16 protein-coding genes are annotated in these 18,145 nt (G+C 46.2%); 8 read left to right on the top strand and 8 right to left on the bottom strand.

The window, feature by feature from the left end:
* The first annotated feature begins 30 nt into the window (after window positions 1-30).
* The gene (locus tag QUA97_RS23210) at window positions 31-765 is read left to right on the top strand and encodes a response regulator transcription factor (protein WP_333196378.1); all 735 of its coding nucleotides are present in this window, start codon (window positions 31-33) and stop codon (window positions 763-765) included.
* Here the strand turns inward: QUA97_RS23210 and QUA97_RS23205 are convergent.
* Window positions 762-1,175 carry a gamma-glutamylcyclotransferase family protein gene (locus QUA97_RS23205; RefSeq protein ID WP_333196376.1) on the bottom strand — a complete coding sequence of 138 codons (414 nt, stop codon included), beginning with the start codon at window positions 1,173-1,175 and terminating at the stop codon, window positions 762-764. The two genes, QUA97_RS23210 and QUA97_RS23205, sit on opposite strands and share 4 nt — an antisense overlap.
* 107 nt (window positions 1,176-1,282) lie before the next feature.
* On the opposite strand from QUA97_RS23205, the gene QUA97_RS23200 reads away from it, so the two are divergent.
* Complete coding sequence (locus QUA97_RS23200; protein WP_333196375.1) at window positions 1,283-1,882, top strand: glyoxalase-like domain protein; 600 nt, start codon at window positions 1,283-1,285, stop codon at window positions 1,880-1,882.
* Between the two features lie 77 nt (window positions 1,883-1,959).
* On the opposite strand, the gene QUA97_RS23195 is transcribed toward QUA97_RS23200, so the two are convergent.
* The 3 genes from QUA97_RS23195 to QUA97_RS23185 form a co-directional block, all read right to left on the bottom strand.
* Window positions 1,960-3,237: a bifunctional sterol desaturase/short chain dehydrogenase gene (locus QUA97_RS23195; RefSeq protein WP_333196373.1), complete on the bottom strand. Its 1,278-nt coding sequence runs from the start codon at window positions 3,235-3,237 to the stop codon at window positions 1,960-1,962.
* A 132-nt stretch (window positions 3,238-3,369) separates the two neighbouring features.
* A complete protein-coding gene (locus QUA97_RS23190; RefSeq protein WP_333196370.1) occupies window positions 3,370-3,993 on the bottom strand; it encodes a restriction endonuclease subunit R in 624 nt (207 codons plus the stop codon).
* Window positions 3,994-4,120: 127 nt separating this feature from the next.
* A complete protein-coding gene (locus QUA97_RS23185; RefSeq protein WP_333196368.1) occupies window positions 4,121-5,017 on the bottom strand; it encodes a polysaccharide deacetylase family protein in 897 nt (298 codons plus the stop codon).
* Window positions 5,018-5,118: 101 nt separating this feature from the next.
* Here QUA97_RS23185 and QUA97_RS23180 point away from each other — a divergent pair, with 101 nt between their 5' ends.
* Window positions 5,119-5,820 carry a Uma2 family endonuclease gene (locus QUA97_RS23180; RefSeq protein WP_194066808.1) on the top strand — a complete coding sequence of 234 codons (702 nt, stop codon included), beginning with the start codon at window positions 5,119-5,121 and terminating at the stop codon, window positions 5,818-5,820.
* Window positions 5,821-5,928: 108 nt separating this feature from the next.
* On the opposite strand, the gene QUA97_RS23175 is transcribed toward QUA97_RS23180, so the two are convergent.
* From QUA97_RS23175 to QUA97_RS23160, 4 genes are all read right to left on the bottom strand, one after another.
* Window positions 5,929-7,578: a family 10 glycosylhydrolase gene (locus QUA97_RS23175; protein ID WP_333196365.1), complete on the bottom strand. Its 1,650-nt coding sequence runs from the start codon at window positions 7,576-7,578 to the stop codon at window positions 5,929-5,931.
* A gap of 381 nt (window positions 7,579-7,959) precedes the next feature.
* Complete coding sequence (gene psb27, locus QUA97_RS23170; protein ID WP_194066806.1) at window positions 7,960-8,358, bottom strand: photosystem II protein Psb27; 399 nt, start codon at window positions 8,356-8,358, stop codon at window positions 7,960-7,962.
* A gap of 197 nt (window positions 8,359-8,555) precedes the next feature.
* A complete protein-coding gene (locus tag QUA97_RS23165; protein WP_194066805.1) occupies window positions 8,556-9,788 on the bottom strand; it encodes a DNA replication/repair protein RecF in 1,233 nt (410 codons plus the stop codon).
* Window positions 9,789-10,138: 350 nt separating this feature from the next.
* Complete coding sequence (locus tag QUA97_RS23160) at window positions 10,139-12,964, bottom strand: cation-translocating P-type ATPase (protein ID WP_333196360.1); 2,826 nt, start codon at window positions 12,962-12,964, stop codon at window positions 10,139-10,141.
* 1,225 nt (window positions 12,965-14,189) lie between these two features.
* Between QUA97_RS23160 and QUA97_RS23155 the strand changes: the two genes are divergently transcribed.
* The 5 genes from QUA97_RS23155 to QUA97_RS23135 all read left to right on the top strand — a co-directional run bounded on the left by QUA97_RS23155 (window position 14,190) and on the right by QUA97_RS23135 (window position 17,849).
* Window positions 14,190-14,708, top strand: coding sequence for a phycocyanin subunit beta (locus tag QUA97_RS23155; RefSeq protein WP_193972088.1), 519 nt, complete (start codon window positions 14,190-14,192; stop codon window positions 14,706-14,708).
* Between the two features lie 110 nt (window positions 14,709-14,818).
* Entirely contained in the window at window positions 14,819-15,307 is a 489-nt protein-coding gene (cpcA, locus tag QUA97_RS23150; protein ID WP_194061202.1) for a phycocyanin subunit alpha, read from the top strand.
* 151 nt (window positions 15,308-15,458) lie between these two features.
* A complete protein-coding gene (locus QUA97_RS23145; protein ID WP_333196357.1) occupies window positions 15,459-16,274 on the top strand; it encodes a phycobilisome linker polypeptide in 816 nt (271 codons plus the stop codon).
* Between the two features lie 238 nt (window positions 16,275-16,512).
* Entirely contained in the window at window positions 16,513-17,382 is an 870-nt protein-coding gene (locus QUA97_RS23140; RefSeq protein ID WP_194066802.1) for a phycobilisome rod-core linker polypeptide, read from the top strand.
* A 167-nt stretch (window positions 17,383-17,549) separates the two neighbouring features.
* Window positions 17,550-17,849 carry a phycobilisome linker polypeptide gene (locus tag QUA97_RS23135; protein WP_194066801.1) on the top strand — a complete coding sequence of 100 codons (300 nt, stop codon included), beginning with the start codon at window positions 17,550-17,552 and terminating at the stop codon, window positions 17,847-17,849.
* Window positions 17,850-18,145 lie beyond the last annotated feature (296 nt).

Here is an 18,145-nt window from a genome sequence, read left to right as displayed (position 1 = left end):
AAGTAATAAGAAAAATATTTTTTTTTGGTGATGACTACTAATACTGCTATCAAGATTCTCGTTGTGGATGATGACCCACCAATTCGCAATCTAGTTCATCGTTTTTTAAATCAGAAATATCAAGTAGATTCGGCAGCAGATGGCGAGACTGCTTTAGCATTGTTTGAGGAATTTAAGCCAATGCTAGTAGTTCTAGATTGGAATTTGCCGGATACTACAGGCTATCATCTTTGCCAGGAAATGCAGCGCCGTACTAATGTTTTTGTGGTCATGCTAAGCAGCCGCACAGACGAAGCTGATAAAATTAAAGTCCTGTCTGCGGGTGCTGATGACTATATCTGCAAACCATTTGGTCTTCAGGAATTAGCAATGCGGATCCAAGTTGTGTTGAGACGCATGAGGATTGTCACTCCATCACGTATTGTATTCGATCGATTCGCGATCGATTCAGTGCGCCGAGAAGCAACACTAAACGACAAAATTATCAAATTAACAGCCTTGGAATTTAAGATATTGTATTTTTTGGCAAGTCATCCCGGTAAATCTTGGAGTCGCCAACAGCTAATCGAAAAAATCTGGGGTTGGAACTGTAACAGCACAGAAGAAGAGAAAGTTGTTAGCGTACATATCGGCCAGATTCGCAAAAAAATGATTGAAGTTGATGCAACAGGATCGCAGTTGATTAAAACGGTTCGGGGTTTCGGTTACAGGTTCGAGCCGCCCTCGCCCACGGCAAGGGCAATTTCCTCAGCTCATCGGCATTAACCACTTGATTTGGCGAAAAACCTATTTTCCCACGTCCCATCGGGCAGCCAGATGCCTCCTAGAGCACGAACGCGATCGGGTAGCATGAAGTAAGCCCAAGCCGTGCCTAGAGGTTTGAATTGTCGATCGCAGATTTCGATTTCCTGCCGCTGATATTCGTTTTCCGTCGGTTCTCGCAGCGGATTGTAGTCTTCTAGGCGGTCTAAATCGTCTAAAATGGCCGATCGAGCGAAACAAAGCAGAAAACCGCAGACGATGCCTTCTCCGGCCACCATCGCAGGATAGCCGACCGGCAGCGCAAAAAGTTGACCGCGGGCGATCGCCGGACAAGCATCCACAACCTTTCCCTCGCAGTAGCGCCGGTAGTTGCACTCCCCCGGTTTGAGAGTACCGTAGACAAAGACTTTCATCGGGTAGGGCCTAACCGCTAGTTTTTGCTAAGCTAATAGTTTAAGTCTCGCGGGCGATCGCGACGGCAATCTTGATAAATTTCGTTGTTTACCCTTTCTTATAATTCATGACTCTAACAGTTAGTTTTATTGCTTTTGGACTTCAGCCCTTGTACGTGAGCTCTTTTTTGCCAGACCTGCCCCTCGACAGCTTGTTTTCGACTCAAGGGATTATGGTGATGCTGCTGGCAGCCTATGCGGGGGCGATGTGGATGTTTCTCACCAGTGCTCCGAAGGTACACACGGTGATGGTATCGGATCTCGGACAAGCCAGGGAGTTTTATGAAGGTATGCTAAACCTCCCCGTCGCAGAAGTGCCACTGCACTACTACTACAATTACGAGCAAACCTTGGGGACAACGGGTATCGACCCCCTGTATTTGTCGCCGAATGTCGGCAGGGGAACGAGCTCTCAAACGATGGCGAGTCCCGAAGGTTTGTGGTACCAGTTGATGAAAAATACTCAACTGCACATTATTAGCGGGGCCAGTGTAGGGGAAAAAAATCGCGAACGTCATGTTTGTTTCGATCGCGATTGTTTGGATCAGCTATTGATGAGGGTACAAACTCGTGGCATTAGTTATAAAATTCGCCGGGAAAAGCCGCTGAATTTTTTGGTAAAGGATTATGACGGCCGCGTCATTGAAATGGCCGAGGTTAGTAATTAGTTTTAAAGGTTTGTAGTGAGGACTTTAGTCCTCTAATTTTGATCGGGATTGAAGTCCTCACTACGAATCAGGTAAATTTAATTAATCTTGGCTTCAACGGTGGATTTGTCCGACGCAGCCGCTGCTTTAATCTCTGGAATCGCCTGGCGGCTGAAGATTTGGAAATACAAAGAAACAAAAAATTCTTTAACTGGGAAAACAATAAAAGTTAAAGGATTGATGGTGACAATGATATTGCGGACATCGGCTTTAGCTTGTTTGACAATTTGCTGTGCTACCCAGTCGGGAGACATAATGCCGATCGGGTTTAAGTTGCTTTTAAACGGCCCTAAAATCAGCTTGCGAACGATGCAGGGCGCGTCCAGCCTCCGCAAAGTGACTAAATCTCCCAAGGCGCGTTTGCTGAGTTCGTACAGCGGACTGACAGCGGGAATCACTTCTGCTTCTGAAGTATTGATCCAGACTTCTTTGCAAGCGATGTTTTCGTTAGTTCGGACTGTTAAGAAAAAGAGTTCCATCAGTCGCCACGCCGAAAAAGTGTTAATCTCGTAGGAATTTGCGATCGCCTCTCCGGTTCTTTCTCCCTGTACGTTAATCCCGTGATTGATGACGAGAATATCGATTTTTTCTAACAATTGAGCTAAATCTGCCTCTGCGCCAGCGTGCCAAATTACAGTTTTTACAGGCAAAATCTCGCCGCCTACATTCAAAGTAATTTGCTCGTTTCCAGAGGATAGGGCGATAACTTTTGCACCAGCTTTGTGCAGGTGTTTGAGAAGCAAACGCCCTAAAGTTCCCGATGCACCGGTGACGGCTACAGTTTTGCCTTTAAGAGAAAGTGCTGTTCCCATAAGTTTATCTATTAAGGTGAAAGTACCGCAATAGTAAGCATTTTGATTGTCGAAGTGATGCCGCCAATGATAAGGTTTATTAACGAACCAGTTGCCGGGGGTAGTCTGGAATTCTCCCGGTTGGTGGGTGATGTCGGTTAATTCGTCTGCGCCTTTGATGCCACACGCGCGGGCGATCGCGCTCAACAAAAAGCCTAAAGTATAAATACAACCGGCTGCTGCGCCCCAGTGATATGCCGGCAGCACAAAATAAGCTAAAACCCACAGCAACAAGCCCAAAACCATCATCGCCGCAGCTTCGGGCACGTCGTGACGCCAGTGCGCTTGCTTGTAAATTGTCTCGCTGACAGCAGTCAAATTCGGGCGGAAAACGCGGTGATGCCAATTGTGCAGCTTTTGCAAAGGCGGCACATAATGAGACGCGACGTGATAAAAGTCTCGGATGATTTCTGCCCAAAACACAGAAGCTATTGCTACAGCGCCGACTATCCAGTAATTTACCATACTCGCAGAAGTTATAAATTTAAGATATTATATCATGTCGGGTCATAAAAAAGGTTCTGTCGCGGTCGTTATCGGCGGACATGATATTAGATATTGTCTGTTTTGAAACAAAGCTTAAAATTGCTTTTATTGCTAGTCTGGCAGTTGACTTAGGCGTTTTAAAATCTGCAAAACGCGGTACAATTCATTGCCGGGATTGCGGATTACAAATTCTGGAGATAAGGCATACTGGGCTATTTCGCCTCTGACTAACTTGACAAAAGAGAAGTTAGCACCTGTGGAAATCATGCCAAAAGTAGGAGTTTGGGGATTGGGATCTGCCAGCATATATGTCAGGAGTTGGGCAAGTGCTTCGTCCGTTGAAAACGAAAGTTGTTTGGATTCAATTACTGTCACCCACAAGTTTGCTTTCATAATTAGGATATCTATTCTGCCTTCGATGATTCTGCCTTCGTCTTCCTCTTGAATGGAGATAGATGTTTCGGCTTTGACTTGAAAAGGAGACTCAAACAGACCGGCAATAAACAAAATAGGGCTGACTATCGTGAGTTTGACTGCATTTTCCAACATGGGCGGGGTGTCCACCAAGTTGAAGTATATGTCTTGAACGCGATCGAGTAATTGTTTTTCTGAGTCTGTTACTTCCGGCAAATTTTCTTGCCATTCTGGGAAAAAATCAGCTTTACGAACTCGCTGCAATCCGAAGTTGTCGATTAAATAGCGGAGGTTAATATCTCTTGCTTGAAGTTTTTGCATTATTATAATTTATCGAGTTTAAATTATTGGTAATAATTTTAGCATAAGTGTCATTGCAACCGCAGATTGAGGCAGATAAAGGCAGGTGAACGCAGATGGGTAGAGTTGATTTTGCTGAGGTTTTTGTTTACTTGGGTTTCCGATCGCCATTTGGCTGTTTTTGGGCTGCTTGCATTTGCAGCAATTGCGGCACGGTGACAAAACGGTATCCCTGTTGTTTGAGTTTGGGAATAATTGCCGACACGGCCTCGACTGTTTGCTGGCGATCGCCCCCGCCGTCGTGCAACAATACGATCGCCCCCGATGTCGCTTGAGACAGCACAGTGCGGGTTATAGCAGCAGCCGGAGGTTGCAAAAAGTCTTTAGGATCGATCGACCACATGACAACTACGTAATTCTTTTTTTTGGCATAATCTGCAAAACCGTTATTTAAACGGCCGCCGGGAGGACGAAACAACAAACTTTTTGCCCCACTCGAACGATAAATGTGCACCCCAGTATTATCAATTTCATCCGATGCTGTTTTCTCAGTCACATCGTGATACAAGTGATGCCATGTGTGATTGCCGATCGCATTTCCCGCTTTTACGACTTGCTTCGCAATTTCTGGATTTTCTCGCAAATTTGCACCCAAACAAAAAAATGTAGCTACCACATTATGTTTCTGCAAAACTGCTAATATTTTCAAAGTTTCCGCAGTTGGCCCATCGTCAAATGTCAGGGCGATAACTTTTGAGTTACTGATACTTGCTTTATAAACAATCTGGCTGCGAAATTGGGCCGGCGGTGCGAATACCAAAGGTTGTTCGGCGGGTTTCGGAGTCGGAGTTGTGGCGGGAGAAGGCTGTATTTGCGGTTTTGGCGGTTTCAGGAGATTGGGCGGGAAATTGTCAAAAGGGGGGATTTGGGCGAGGGAATTGGAATTACCAGTTTGTGGGTTTTTAGGGAACAGGGAAAAAAGGGCGATCGTTCCAATCAATATAATACTTTTAATCGCTAATTTTTTAGTAAATTTGGTATTCATTAACTGTACTATTTGCTGTTAACGATATAACGATAGCTTACAACTTTGTCTAAAATTAGATAAAATTCAAGATAGCAACGCATCATCACAGGAGAAAAGCCATGATTGCTCCGGCAAATCTCAGCCGCATCACGATTCCCCCTCTGGAAAATGGCGATTTGCTTAGCCGCGCAGAATTCGAGCGGCGCTATACAGCCATGCCCGCACTCAAAAAAGCAGAATTGATTGAAGGAATTGTTTATATGGCTTCACCCTTACGCTTTGAACCCCACGCCGAACCCCATGCTCGCCTAATTACTTGTCTTGGCTTCTATGTTGCTTTTACCGCGCATACTCGGATCGGCGATAATCCCACCGTGCGTCTCGATGTGGATAACGAACCTCAACCCGATGCTGTACTGCTAATTGATGCTCAATGTGGCGGCCAAACTTGCCTTAGCGATGATGGCTATATTGAAGGTGCACCCGAATTTGTTGCCGAAATTTCTGCAAGTACCGCTACGATCGATCTGCGGGACAAAAAACGAGTTTACCGCCGCAATGGAGTCAAAGAATATCTCGTTTGGCAAGTCATGAATCGCCGGATAGATTGGTTTTCGTTGCAGGAAGAAGAATATATTTCTTTGCTTCCCGATGCTGAAGGAATTATCCGCAGCCGAGTTTTTCCGGGGTTGTGGCTGGCAGTCTCAGCACTTATAGATGGGGATATGCCAAGTGCAATCGCCACTCTTCAAGCCGGATTAAACAGTGACGCACATCAAGAATTTGTCCAACAGTTAGCCAGCTTTCCAAATCCCGCTTAAATATCCCCTCAATCTCTTAGTCTGCGGAGGCAGACTTCGTTTGTATAGTCGCGGTTTCAACCGCCGAGCGAGCAATCGGGTAATCAACCCAGATTTGATATCATCCCCCTAAAAGCGACAAGTTTGCCGTGCCCTTTCATCCTCCGGTTCTTGCCAACCCCAAGAAAAATGACTCACCGCATTAATTTGCGGCGTTGCCGAACGAATTGCCTGCATTTGAATCTCCAAAGACGGCCGATTTTTCACAGATTTTCCCCAATCTCCGGCAATGGCAGGAATAATTTTTGCTCCCGGAGGCGCTAAACTCACTACCCGCTCCACCTGCGGCACAATACAGCTTACATTCCCGCAATTTCCGTAAGACATCGCGTGGAATTCTACAGCAGCCGGAAAGCTGTCCCAAGGCTGCAATCTCGAATCATATCCCCCTTGATTTATTTTTTTATTGGCATCAGGAAAAAATACCGCTCCTACAGGAATTCCCAGGCTTTGAGCAGGCCGAGTTGCCACCCCAAAAAAATCTAAAATTCCTTGGACTGCGTGAGCAACGCTCAGTTGCCAGAGGTCTTTTTGTAGAATGCCGGTGTCGGGAAGCGGCGGTTTTGGTGTCGGTTTTGGTGTAGGAGTTGCAGCATTTAGCGATTTTGGGGCGGGAGTTTGTGAAGCTACTTTTGATGCGGCATTCTGTCTTCGAGAAGCGGGAGTTGCTACTGGTACAGGTTGCGGAATTCGCCCCTGCCACAGAGGTTCTCGCTCATTCGGATATTGTTTGACTACTGCTTGAACGTCATTAGTATTGATAAATCCTTTAGTCAAATATCGCTGAATTAAATCTCGCCCTTGCTGATTGTTAGCCCGCTGTAAAAGCATTTGCTGCGATGCGGGGCCGTAAATCCACAAGTCTTGAACTTTGGTAGCAACTGAAGCAGGCCCGAAGCCCCGTAGATAGCGAATGTAGTCGAATAACATTCCTTGCGGTCGGCGCTTGACTATTTGATTTACTAATAAAGTATAGTCTTGCCTCGCTTGCGGACTGTAGGGGTCGATAAAGGCTTGATTACCCGGAACTTCTCCGAAGTCGTCGTTAATTGTTGCGTCTTTAATTATTGTTAAACTTGTCTGGTTTTGGCCGTTTAATGCGAGGTTTTGCTGTCTGTCTGGACGCTGAGAATAGGTATAGCCAAAGTTCATGGTAAACAACCATGTGTATACTTTTAAACCTCGCTGTTTGCCTTTGGCGATCGCCTTTTCCAGCAAATCGTATTTTTCGTAGCCGGGATTTCTCAAAACCGAAGGCCAAACAGTCGGATTGTCTGCTACTGGAAGCAGCACTTGACCGTCGTAAAATGCTTCGATATAGACTTCATTGTAGCCTTTATTGACAATGTTGTCTAATACTCGATCGACTTCTCCTGGCCTGACATCGCAGGGATACAAACGCAGCCAAACTGCTTGGGTTTGAGGCCAAGTTTTTTGGCGGCATTGTGCTATTTCCCGCGCGTGTTTGTTCAAAACGGCAAAATATGCTTGCTGGGATTCTGATTTTCCTGACAGGGCGGCGCGGCGCAAGTCTTCTTTTTGATTTACGTCTTCTTTGGATAATTGGCAATAGGCTGATGTTTCGGCAAAGGCTGGTTGATTTTCGATAAATGGCCACACAAGCTGGCTGATGAAGCTACTTGTTAAAACAGCAGTTACCGCACTTAAAAAGCGTCGCTGGTGTTGAAAGTTCGCGAGGCGAGTTGGTGCAATTTTCATGGGATAGTTGAATCGGGTTTTCTAGTTTAAATTGGCTGGCGATCTGCGGATTTGCGATCGCCCCGACGCACATCTACAAATTTTCTACTTTTTTTCTCGTTAACTCCGCCCAAAAACGGGTACAAGCACCCTACTTATAGTATTTCTCAAAAATCGACTGACTTCAACCCTGCAAGCACAGGTACAAATGTGTGAGATTGTCGATCCTTATTTACGAGTTGTCTATCGCGACGCATCCTACGGCTAAATCCAGCAAAAAAAACGCCTGGGTAAAGTCGGCGCTAAAAACAGTTGATATTTTTACTAAAAATTGTTAACAATCAAATGTTAAGGATGAAAGATGAATTATTAAAATTGATCTTTTATCCTTAAATTTTGAAATTAAGCCCCTCTATTGAGAGCAGATTCTACTTGCTGAAATTCAATCTCTAAACGATTTTTCAACTTTTCAGGAACTGGACGATTTGGATAGGAACTATAATGTCCTGCTAAAGAGTTTAAGGCCGTCCGCATTGTCGTGAAAGATGTCAGCTTGGCAAGAGCGGGATCGCGGCGGTATGCAGCAAAAAAATCGTTGATACTTGTGCGAGCACCAGCTTGAGCGGCTGCTTTTTCCGGTGTGCCCTCTGGTAAAGTGAGCGCTGTTCTCAAGCTGCTGACTAATGCTAATGTGTCTTTGCTGTAGTCTCCACTCAGAGTGGCGGGAACATTGGTACAGCCAGCTACACCGATGACAACAACTAATACGAGGGCTAACAGACGGGAAATGTAATGCTTCATAAGGGTTAGAAAAAAGGAAGCGAAAGCGGCAATCAAATTTAACCTTTATCGTATCTCGAATTGAGCTAATAATGTCAAATAATGTCAAATTTTTATTATTTATTGCAGTAATACCATGAAAAGTAAAATTTGTCAATCTCACAGGGATTGATTTATGAATCTCCAATTTAAAATCAATCCGTCAATCAATCTAAAATCTAAAATCGATCGATTTGTCCGGAAGCAACGGAGAGAATTTGGGTTTGTCGCAGCCACTGACTGTCGAAAGCGCCTAAGTGAGTCGTAGTAATTAGAGTTTGAAATCGTTCTTGAATTGTTTCTAAAAGTTGATTTTGGCGGTTTAAATCGAGTTCTGCAAGTACGTCGTCTAGCAATAGTAAAGGTGCTTCGCCTACGACTTCTTCAATAAGCTGCAATTCGGCTAATTTTAATGCTAATACGAGAGTTCGCTGCTGGCCTTGGGATGCGTATTGACGAGCTGGCGTATTGTTAATTGTAAATATAATGTCGTCGCGATGGGGGCCGACTAATGTGGTTCCTTGAAACTGTTCTGCGATCGCCCTTTTTTGAATTTTTTCTAAAAATGCTTGCCGCACTCCTTCGAGATTGTCTTTACCAATTAATTCTGAGCTTACTTCAATATTAGCATCGTATTTCACATCTAAAACTTCTGCTGAACCGCTAATTGAACGGTGCCAATTGCGAGCTAATGGCATCAAACGCTCCAAAATTCGATCGCGCCTGCGGATCACGCGAGCGCCCGCTGTCGCTAACTGTGCATCCCACAAGGCTAATTCTGAAGTGGAAATGGGGGATTGGGAGTTGGGAATTGGCGAGTATTGAATATTTTCCGGTTCGGGATTTTCGAGTTGCAGAAATCGGTTTTTGTCAAAATTTTCGGAAAATTCGGCTTGTCTGATTGCTTTAGAACGTTTTAACAGAGCGTTGCGCTGGCGCAAAATTTGGTTGTACTGCTGCAAAATGTGAGCGTAAATCGGCTCTAGTTGGATAACTAGCCGATCGATCCAATTGCGCCTTCCTTCGGGCCCGCCGCGCACTAAGTCCAAATCCAAACAGGAAAATTGTACTACATTTAAGACGCTCAAAAAGTCTAAATGGCGGCGCAGCGGTTCGCCGTTGAGCTTCAGGCTGCGGCGCGCTCCCGATCGCAGTGTTAAAGATAGGTCGATCGCTCCGGTTTGACGTTCTAGCGTAGCATCAATTTGGGCGATCGGCTTGGAGTCGAGGATTAAATCGCGATCGCGCGATACTCTGTGGCTTTTTAAGGTGGAAAGCAACTCTACAGCTTCTAACAAGTTAGATTTTCCTTGAGCGTTATTTCCTAATAAAATGGTTTTGGGAGCGTCAAACGTTACCTTTTGATCGAAGTAGTTCCGAAACTGCCGTAGGTGCAGCGTTTTCAAATACATAATATTAGTTATTAGTTATTGGTTATTGGTTATTGGTTATTGGTTATTGGTTATTAGTTATTGGTTATTGGTTATTAGTTATTAGTTATTGGTTATTGGTTATTGGTTATTGGTTATTGGTTATTGGTTATTAGTTATTGGTTATTGGTTATTAGTTATTGGTTATTGGTTATGGGTAATACAGTTATCGTAGGGTGCGCCGAAGAGCACCTTACCTATTCAAGGGCGAATTTCTTCAATTGCTTTTTTGCGGAGCGTTGTGTTCGCAATGTATAGTGTTTAGACTCGCGCCAAATGTGAAGGGTCTAACGAATAATGAAACATCGCTCATTATCCGTCAGCCGTTAACACTATTTACGAGTTTTGTTGTACAAGCGCACGAACAGTTTTTCCATTTCAATCCAGACAAACATTAGGGCGCTGAAACCGAAGCAAACCATCAATTCAAAGGGCGATAAATAGTGAGTGCCGAAAAATGCTCTCAGGGGTGGAACGTAAATCAGCATTAATTGCAAAGCAGTAGTAACAATTACAGCTCCCCAAACAAAGATGTTAGTGAAGGGATTTAACTCGATAGTTAGCCTAGTGTTAGAGCGAATGGCGATCGCGTGACCCATTTGTGCCAAACAAAGAGTTGTAAATACCATTGTTTTCCAAGCCTCTGGATTGCCGTGTCCGGGAGCGTGAGTATAGTCATAAGCCCATTTCATCATGGCGATCGTCAAAATTGCAAAAATAATCCCGATCCGAATTATGTAAGAACCCAAACCTCGCGCAAAAATACTTTCTCGCGGGCTGAAAGGAGGCTTGTTCATCACGTTCGGTTCGGCCGGTTCCACGGCCAAAGCTAAAGCGGGAACGCCGTCTGTGACTAAGTTCATCCACAAAATTTGCAGTGGGGTCAGCGGCACTCCTCCCAAACCAATTAATGGTGCGGCCGCAATTGTCAAAACTTCGCCGATGTTGCTACCCAAAATGTACTTAATAAAGCGGCGAATGTTGGTATAAACAACTCGCCCTTCTTCAGCGGCGGCGACAATAGTGGCGAAGTTGTCGTCTAGCAGCACCATATCGCTAGCTTCTTTGCTGACATCGGTGCCGGTAATTCCCATTGCGATGCCGATATCGGCTTGTTTCAATGCGGGTGCGTCGTTAACGCCGTCGCCTGTCATGGCGACAAATTTGCCCCAACTTTGCAAAGCTTGGACTATTCGCAATTTGTGTTCGGGGGAAACGCGGGCGTAAACGCTAACCTGTTCGACTTGCTGTTTGAGTTCTTCTTGGCTGAGCTTTTCTAATTCTTGACCGGTGAGAACTCGATCGCCCTTTTGTGCAATACCTAAATCACTAGCAATTGCCTTTGCTGTCAACTGGTGGTCTCCTGTAATCATCACCACCCGAATCCCTGCATCGCGGCACTTCGCCACAGCCTCGCGCACTTCCGGGCGCGGGGCGTCTAGCATACTGACGAGTCCCAGCCAAATCATTTCTTGTTCGCTGGTTGCGTCAGAATCTTGGGGCGGCAGGTTTTCCCAAATTTTGTAGGCAAATCCGAGGACTCGCAAACCATCGCTTGCCATGTTGTTGTTTTCGGCGAGGATGCGATCGCGCATTTCCTGATTTAAAGGTTGTACTCGATCGCCGATTATGATGCCTTTACAGCGCTCCAAAGTCAACTCTGGAGAACCTTTGGTAAACATCAAATAATTCTGCTGCTGTCCGTTTTCTGCTGGAAATCCTGAATGTCCCGATCGGCCAGGTACTTGGCAAATCACGCTCATCCGCTTGCGTTCGGAAGAAAAAGGAAATTCGGCCGTGCGCTGCAGCAATTGACACTGTTTTTCCTTATAAATGCCTGCTTTTCCCGCTAAAGACAGCAGAGATCCTTCTGTGGGGTCGCCCAAAATCTTCCATTCTTGCTCTTCGTGCTGCAATACTGCGTCGTTGCAAACGGCACAGGCAATTAATAAAGATTCGAGTTCTGGATATTCTTCTAAATTATTAATTTGGGTCGAGGTATGGCGATCGGTAAAATCTCCGATCGGGGCATAGCCGGATCCTCCGATGCCGATCGTACAGTCGCCCGTAGAGACTCGCTGAACGACCATTTTATTTTGAGTCAGAGTACCTGTTTTGTCGGAACAAATGGTAGTCACTGAACCCAAAGTTTCTACAGCAGGAAGTTTGCGAATCAGGGCGTTTCGCTTCACCATCCGCCTAGTTCCGAGCGCCAAAGTAACTGTCACGACTGCTGCGAGTCCTTCGGGAACTACAGCCACAGCCATGCTGAGAGAAACTTCTAACAAATCTTCAAATCTGCTGGTATCTAACCCGATGCCGCCGTTGTTGAAGGTCATCATGCCGCCGATGACGACAACTACGACTAAGGCTAGGGCGCCGGAGACTAGAACATTTCCCAACTGTCCCATCCGCTGTTGCAGGGGAGTTGGTTCGCTTTCTACTGACTGAAGCATGGCGGCAATTTTGCCCAGTTCAGTCTGCATTCCGGTGTTGGTGACGATCGCCTTGGCGCGCCCCTGAACAACTTCTGTGCCCTGAAAAATTAGGTTTAGCCGATCGCCCAAGGAAGCATCTTCGGGAAGTTCTAGCTCAGCTTGCTTGGTAACTGCCATTGCTTCTCCCGTCAAAGCAGATTCTCTGACTTGCAGATTTGATGTTTCGATCAACCTGCCATCTGCTGCTATTTTTACCCCAGCCTCTAACAGCATCACGTCTCCGGGTACGAGTTCTTTGGCTGCTATTTCCAAAGTTTTGCCGTTCCGCAGGACTCTGACTAGGGGGGAAGCGAGGTTTTTGAGGGCTGCGAGGGCTTTTTCAGCACTTTGTTCTTGGAAATAGCCGAGAATGCCGTTGAGTATGACGATCGCAAAAATGGCGATCGCATCTTTGGGAAAAGTATTGGACTTGATGTCTAAGAATCCAGAAACCACGGCCACACCCATCAGCATCAACAACATGATGTTGGTGAACTGATCGACAAAAATCGACCACGGACTGCGGCCTCCTGTTTCTTCGAGTTCGTTGGGGCCGTATTGCTGCAAGCGTTCTGACACCTGTTGGCTGCTCAAGCCACCGTCTTTGTTACTGTTTAGCTGCTTGAGAGTTTTGTCAATTGGTACGGTGTGCCAAGAAGAGGGAGAATTTAAAGAAGACATAAATTACGATCGAGCGTGGGGCATAAAGGTGGTTGCGGCCGGACAGTTACAGTCGATCGATACTGCATAGGTATTGGTTCGAGATAAGAAGCAGGAAGCTAGACACTTCTCTATCTCTGGTCTATCTCTGGCTCTCTCGATCTGTTGGTATATTTACCCAAAAATTGGGTTTAAAGCCCCGTCGTTCTACGACGGCTTTCCCAAAACTTGTGCTCTAATAACTTCAACAATCAAATTATTTGATTGTAGTCGCCATCGGGCATGGGGAGACTTGAAACGGACGGGGAGCGACAGTAAGACGACAACGGTCGCTCAGGTTGCGATGAACCGTCAAGAATCCCCGTCCTTTCTACGGCGGGGAGTATGTCAACGCTGATAGCACTCATCTACCTTACCAAAAAATTGGGTTTAAAGCCCCGTCGTTCTACGGCTTTCCCAAAACTTGCGATCTAAATAACTGCAACAATCAAATTCTTTGCATTGTTGTAGTCGCGATCGGGCCTAGGGAGACTTGAAACGGACGGGGAGCGACAGTAAGACGACAACAGTCGCTCAGGTTGCGATGAACCGTCAAGAATCTCCGTCCTTTCTATGGCGGGGAGTATGTCAACCACCCAATTCTGAGTGGATCTTGGATTGGGCACTTTTTTGGCTTTTTTCCCTATTCCCCCGCCTTGTTTTCGCAAAACTTTAATTTTCTTAATTTTTCTTAATAATAGGCTTTTTCGGGGCAAAGCGCACAATGGCGATCGGGATGCGGGACAATTTTGTGCTGCCCCACGGTAAAAATCAGGGCAATTGAACCAAACCCAGGAGCTATGTATGTAAATTCGCATCTATCTTAGGAGGGAGATTAGCCCGGAGTTGCTCAACATCAATTTACCTTCTCAGAGGGATAAGCTGTTGTAATAATTTGTAATAAACAAATGCCAGAGAGCATTGTATAAATGTCATAAGAAGGTTGAAACGACAGACGCAAGTTAACAAAAACACTGATTAACAAGGTTTGTCGCATCTCATAAAAGGTGTAAAATTTTCTAAGGTTTCTTAAATGTCCGCTGTAATGTCACAATAGTACAGGTAGCGGAAAAGGAGAGAAGGAGCCGATCGGCACAGTAGCCGGCGTCAACCTTCAACCCTTCCAGGTTTAACGGCCTGAACAAATTTAACTTAACGGTTTTATACCGCAACCAAACTCAATTAACTCAAGTAGGAGAGTTCTTTCATGTTTGACGCATTTACAAAAGTGGTTTCCCAAGCAGACGCTCGCGGCGAATTTTTGGCCACCGGCCAACTTGATGCCTTGAGCCAAATGGTTGCAGAAAGCAACAAGCGCATGGATACAGTCAACCGCATCACCAGCAACGCTTCCAGCATTGTTGCTAATGCAGCTCGCTCTTTGTTTGCTGAGCAGCCTCAGTTGATCGCTCCCGGCGGCAACGCTTACACCAGCCGCCGCATGGCAGCTTGCTTGCGCGACATGGAAATCATCTTGCGCTATGTCACCTACGCGATTTTCGCAGGCGACGCCAGCGTCCTCGATGACCGTTGCTTGAACGGCCTTCGCGAAACCTACTTGGCATTGGGAACTCCCGGCGCTTCCGTAGCAACTGGCGTTCAAAAAATGAAAGAAGCCGCTTTGGCGATCGCTAACGATCCAAACGGTGTAACTCGTGGAGATTGCAACTCCCTGATGTCTGAAGTCGGCAGCTACTTCGATCGCGCCGCTTCCGCAGTAGGCTAAACCCCAGCCATTGCAACCCAATCTGTAAAGCAACGATTCGATATATCGATCGGGCTTTGACAAATCGCATTCGTAGAAAAAACCGCAAACACTAGGGAGAAAGCAACACTATGAAGACCCCATTGACTGAAGCAGTCACAGCAGCAGATTCTCAAGGCCGTTTCTTGAGCAGCACCGAAATCCAAACAGCTTTCGGTCGTTTCCGCCAAGCAACCGCTAGCTTAGAAGCAGCCAAAGCTCTGACATCCAACTCTCAGCGCTTGATCGACGGTGCAGCCCAAGCAGTGTACAACAAATTCCCGTACACCCAACAAATGCAAGGCCCTAACTACGCTTCTACCCCAACCGGTAAAGCCAAGTGCGCTCGCGACATCGGCTACTACCTGCGGATGGTGACCTACTGCTTAGTTGCAGGCGGCACAGGCCCAATGGATGAGTACCTGATTGCAGGCATCGACGAAATCAACCGGACATTTGAATTGTCCCCTAGCTGGTACGTTGAAGCTCTCAAGTACATCAAAGGCAACCACGGCCTGAGCGGCGACCCCGCAGTGGAAGCTAATTCCTACCTCGACTACGCAATCAACGCCCTGAGCTAGATTTGCGTGATGCCCGGAATTGTAAGCTGCTGTTAGCTAAAGTGTTAGCGGTTGTTTACGATTCCGGGCATCTGCGATCTTAGCCTAGTTTTCCAAATACTTTTTTTTAAGAAGTTTTCAGTTTTTAAACCAAAAAAGGGAGAAGCTCAAGATGGCGGGATTAGGTGCAGCCGAAAGATTGGGAATAAAAGCATTTGAAGAAGTGGGACAGGTAGAACTTCGCCCCCACTGGACGCAAGACGATGCGAAAGCAGTAATTCGCGCAGCTTACAGGCAAGTTTTCGGCAACGAGTATTTAATGTCCAGCGAACGAGTTACCAGCGCTGAATCTCTGCTGATGCAAGGACAGATTTCAGTTAAAGATTTTGTACGGTCAATTGCTCAGTCCGAAATTTATCGGAAAAAGTTTTTCTACCCGAACTCGCAAACGCGGTTGATCGAACTAAACTACAAACATTTGTTGGGCCGCGCTCCTTACGACGAGTCGGAAATTGCTTTCCACGTTGATTTGTACAATGCCGAAGGCTACGAAGCTGAAATCAATTCTTATATTGACTCCGTTGAATATCAAGAAAATTTTGGCGAAAGTATAGTGCCTTACTATCGCGGTTTTGCGACTCAAAGAAATCAAAAAACCGTCGGTTTTAACCGGATGTTTCAACTGTACCGCGGCTACGCAAATAGCGATCGCTCGCAAAACCAAACCCAAGCGCGGTTAACTTGGGAAGTAGCAAGAAATACGGCATCGCCGATATACACAGCCTCTAGCGGACAATCTCTAGCTGGCGCGGCCGGGGGCGATCGCGGTAAACTCTATCGAGTCACCGCAATGCAAGGTGCGGCTAAGTTTTCGCCCCAAGTGCGGCGGACTACTACCGAATATCTCGTACCTTACGAACAGCTTTCAAGTCGCTTGCAACAAATCAACAAACGTGGCGGCAAAGTGGTAAGTATTACCACAGCTTAAAGTTTGTAAAGACGTTTTTTTGCAAGCGTCAGGAAACAACTTAGGACTAAGTAAATAGGTAGGACAAATCATACTTGTAGGGGTGGGTTTAGCCAAAATATATGCCAACCGGCAGTTGATTGTGGCAAAACCCGCCCGACTTCTGTGCATCCTACCAATACACATATTAGGCTTAGTCCTAACAATCTCAAGTGCAACGAAGCTTTGAATTTTTGTTATTAATTTAGGAGAAAATCTGGTGGCTATTACGACAGCAGCATCCAGGCTGGGAACATCCGCATTGAGCGATGTGCCGAAGGTAGAATTGCGCCCTAACTACACCAAAGACGACCTGGAAATAGTAATTCGCGCCGTTTACCGTCAGGTGCTGGGCAACGATTATTTGATGAAATCCGAGCGCCTCAAAAGTGCTGAATCTCTCCTGCGAGACGGCAGTTTATCAGTGCGAGAATTTGTGCGCGCAGTGGCAAAATCGGAACTGTACAAAACCAAGTTTTTATACAGCAGCTTTCAAACTAGGACGATCGAACTAAACTACAAACACTTGCTCGGTCGCGCTCCCTACGACGAATCTGAAGTAGTTTACCACTTAGATTTGTACCAAACACAAGGCTACGATGCTGATATCGATTCTTACATCGATTCAGTAGAGTATCAAGAGAACTTCGGCGAAAATATCGTCCCCTACTACCGCGGCTTTAACACGCAGCGCGGGCAAAAAACCGTCGGTTTTACCCGGATGTTCCGCCTGTATCGCGGCTACGCAAACAGCGATACATCTCAACTAGAAGGCAATAACTCTCGCTTAGCAGTTGAACTCGGTACTAACAGCGCTACAGCAGTAGTTGGGCCTTCTGGCGGTAACGAAGGTTGGGCATATCGGCCTTCTGCCAGAAACGTAACTCCCGGCACCGGTTTCGGCGGCGGCGCAGCTTACGGCAAAGAAGGGCGGCTTTTCCGCGTGGAAGTTTCAGGAATTCGCACCGGCGGCTATCCCAGCGTGCGCCGCAGCAGCAAGGCGTTTATCGTACCTGTTGATGATTTGTCCTCGCAAATGCAGAAATTTCAACGCATGGGCGCGAAAATCGCCAGCATTACTCCAATTTAGTCAGTTGGCAGTTGGCAGTTGGCAGTTGGCAGTTGGCAGTAGTCATTAGTCATTAGTCATTAGTCATTAGTCAACAGTCAACAGCTAACAGCTAACAGCTAACAGCTAACAGCTAACAGTCAACAGTCAACAGTCAACAGTCAGAATTACCAATTACCAAGAAGCTTATGTTCGGTCAAATTGTAGCTGGAAAAAGTGGCAATACAGCTTCCGCAGGTCGCTGTTTTCGGTACGAAGTTGTGGGCTTGCGCCAAAGTGATGATACGGAAAATATTGATTATTCGATTCGATCGAGCGGCAGTACATTTATCACCGTGCCGTACAATCGGATGAATCAAGAAATGCAGCGGATTACTCGCATGGGCGGGAAGATTGTAAGCATTCAGCCGCTAAGTGCGATCGCAGAATCGTCCCATGAATCATCCTCTGCAGAATCCTCCCATGAATCATCCTCAGATGATAATTAAGAGCGATTGAAAAGGACGATTGAAAGAGACTGCTGGCGCATCTCAAAAGACATTTAGTCCCTCACCACTAAAAATAGTGGTGAGGGACTAAATGTCTAATCGATCGCATACCTAGTTAACTGCCAATAACGAACGGAAATTCTGCCCTCCAGAAGTGAGAGGGAAAACCCCCGCGACGCGAATTCGCCAACAGTCTCTTTCAATCGCCGACTTTGATCGAGGGGGAAGAAACTGTAACTAAATTCTTAGACATCTATTGACATCCTTCCCGGATTGGGCAAGAATAATGGTGTAGT

The sequence above is a fragment of the Microcoleus sp. CZ3-B2 genome (assembly GCF_036705055.1).
Classification (GTDB): Bacteria; Cyanobacteriota; Cyanobacteriia; order Cyanobacteriales; family Microcoleaceae; genus Microcoleus.
Note: the sequence above shows the minus strand (reverse complement) of the source record. Positions and strands in the feature narration are given on the sequence as shown.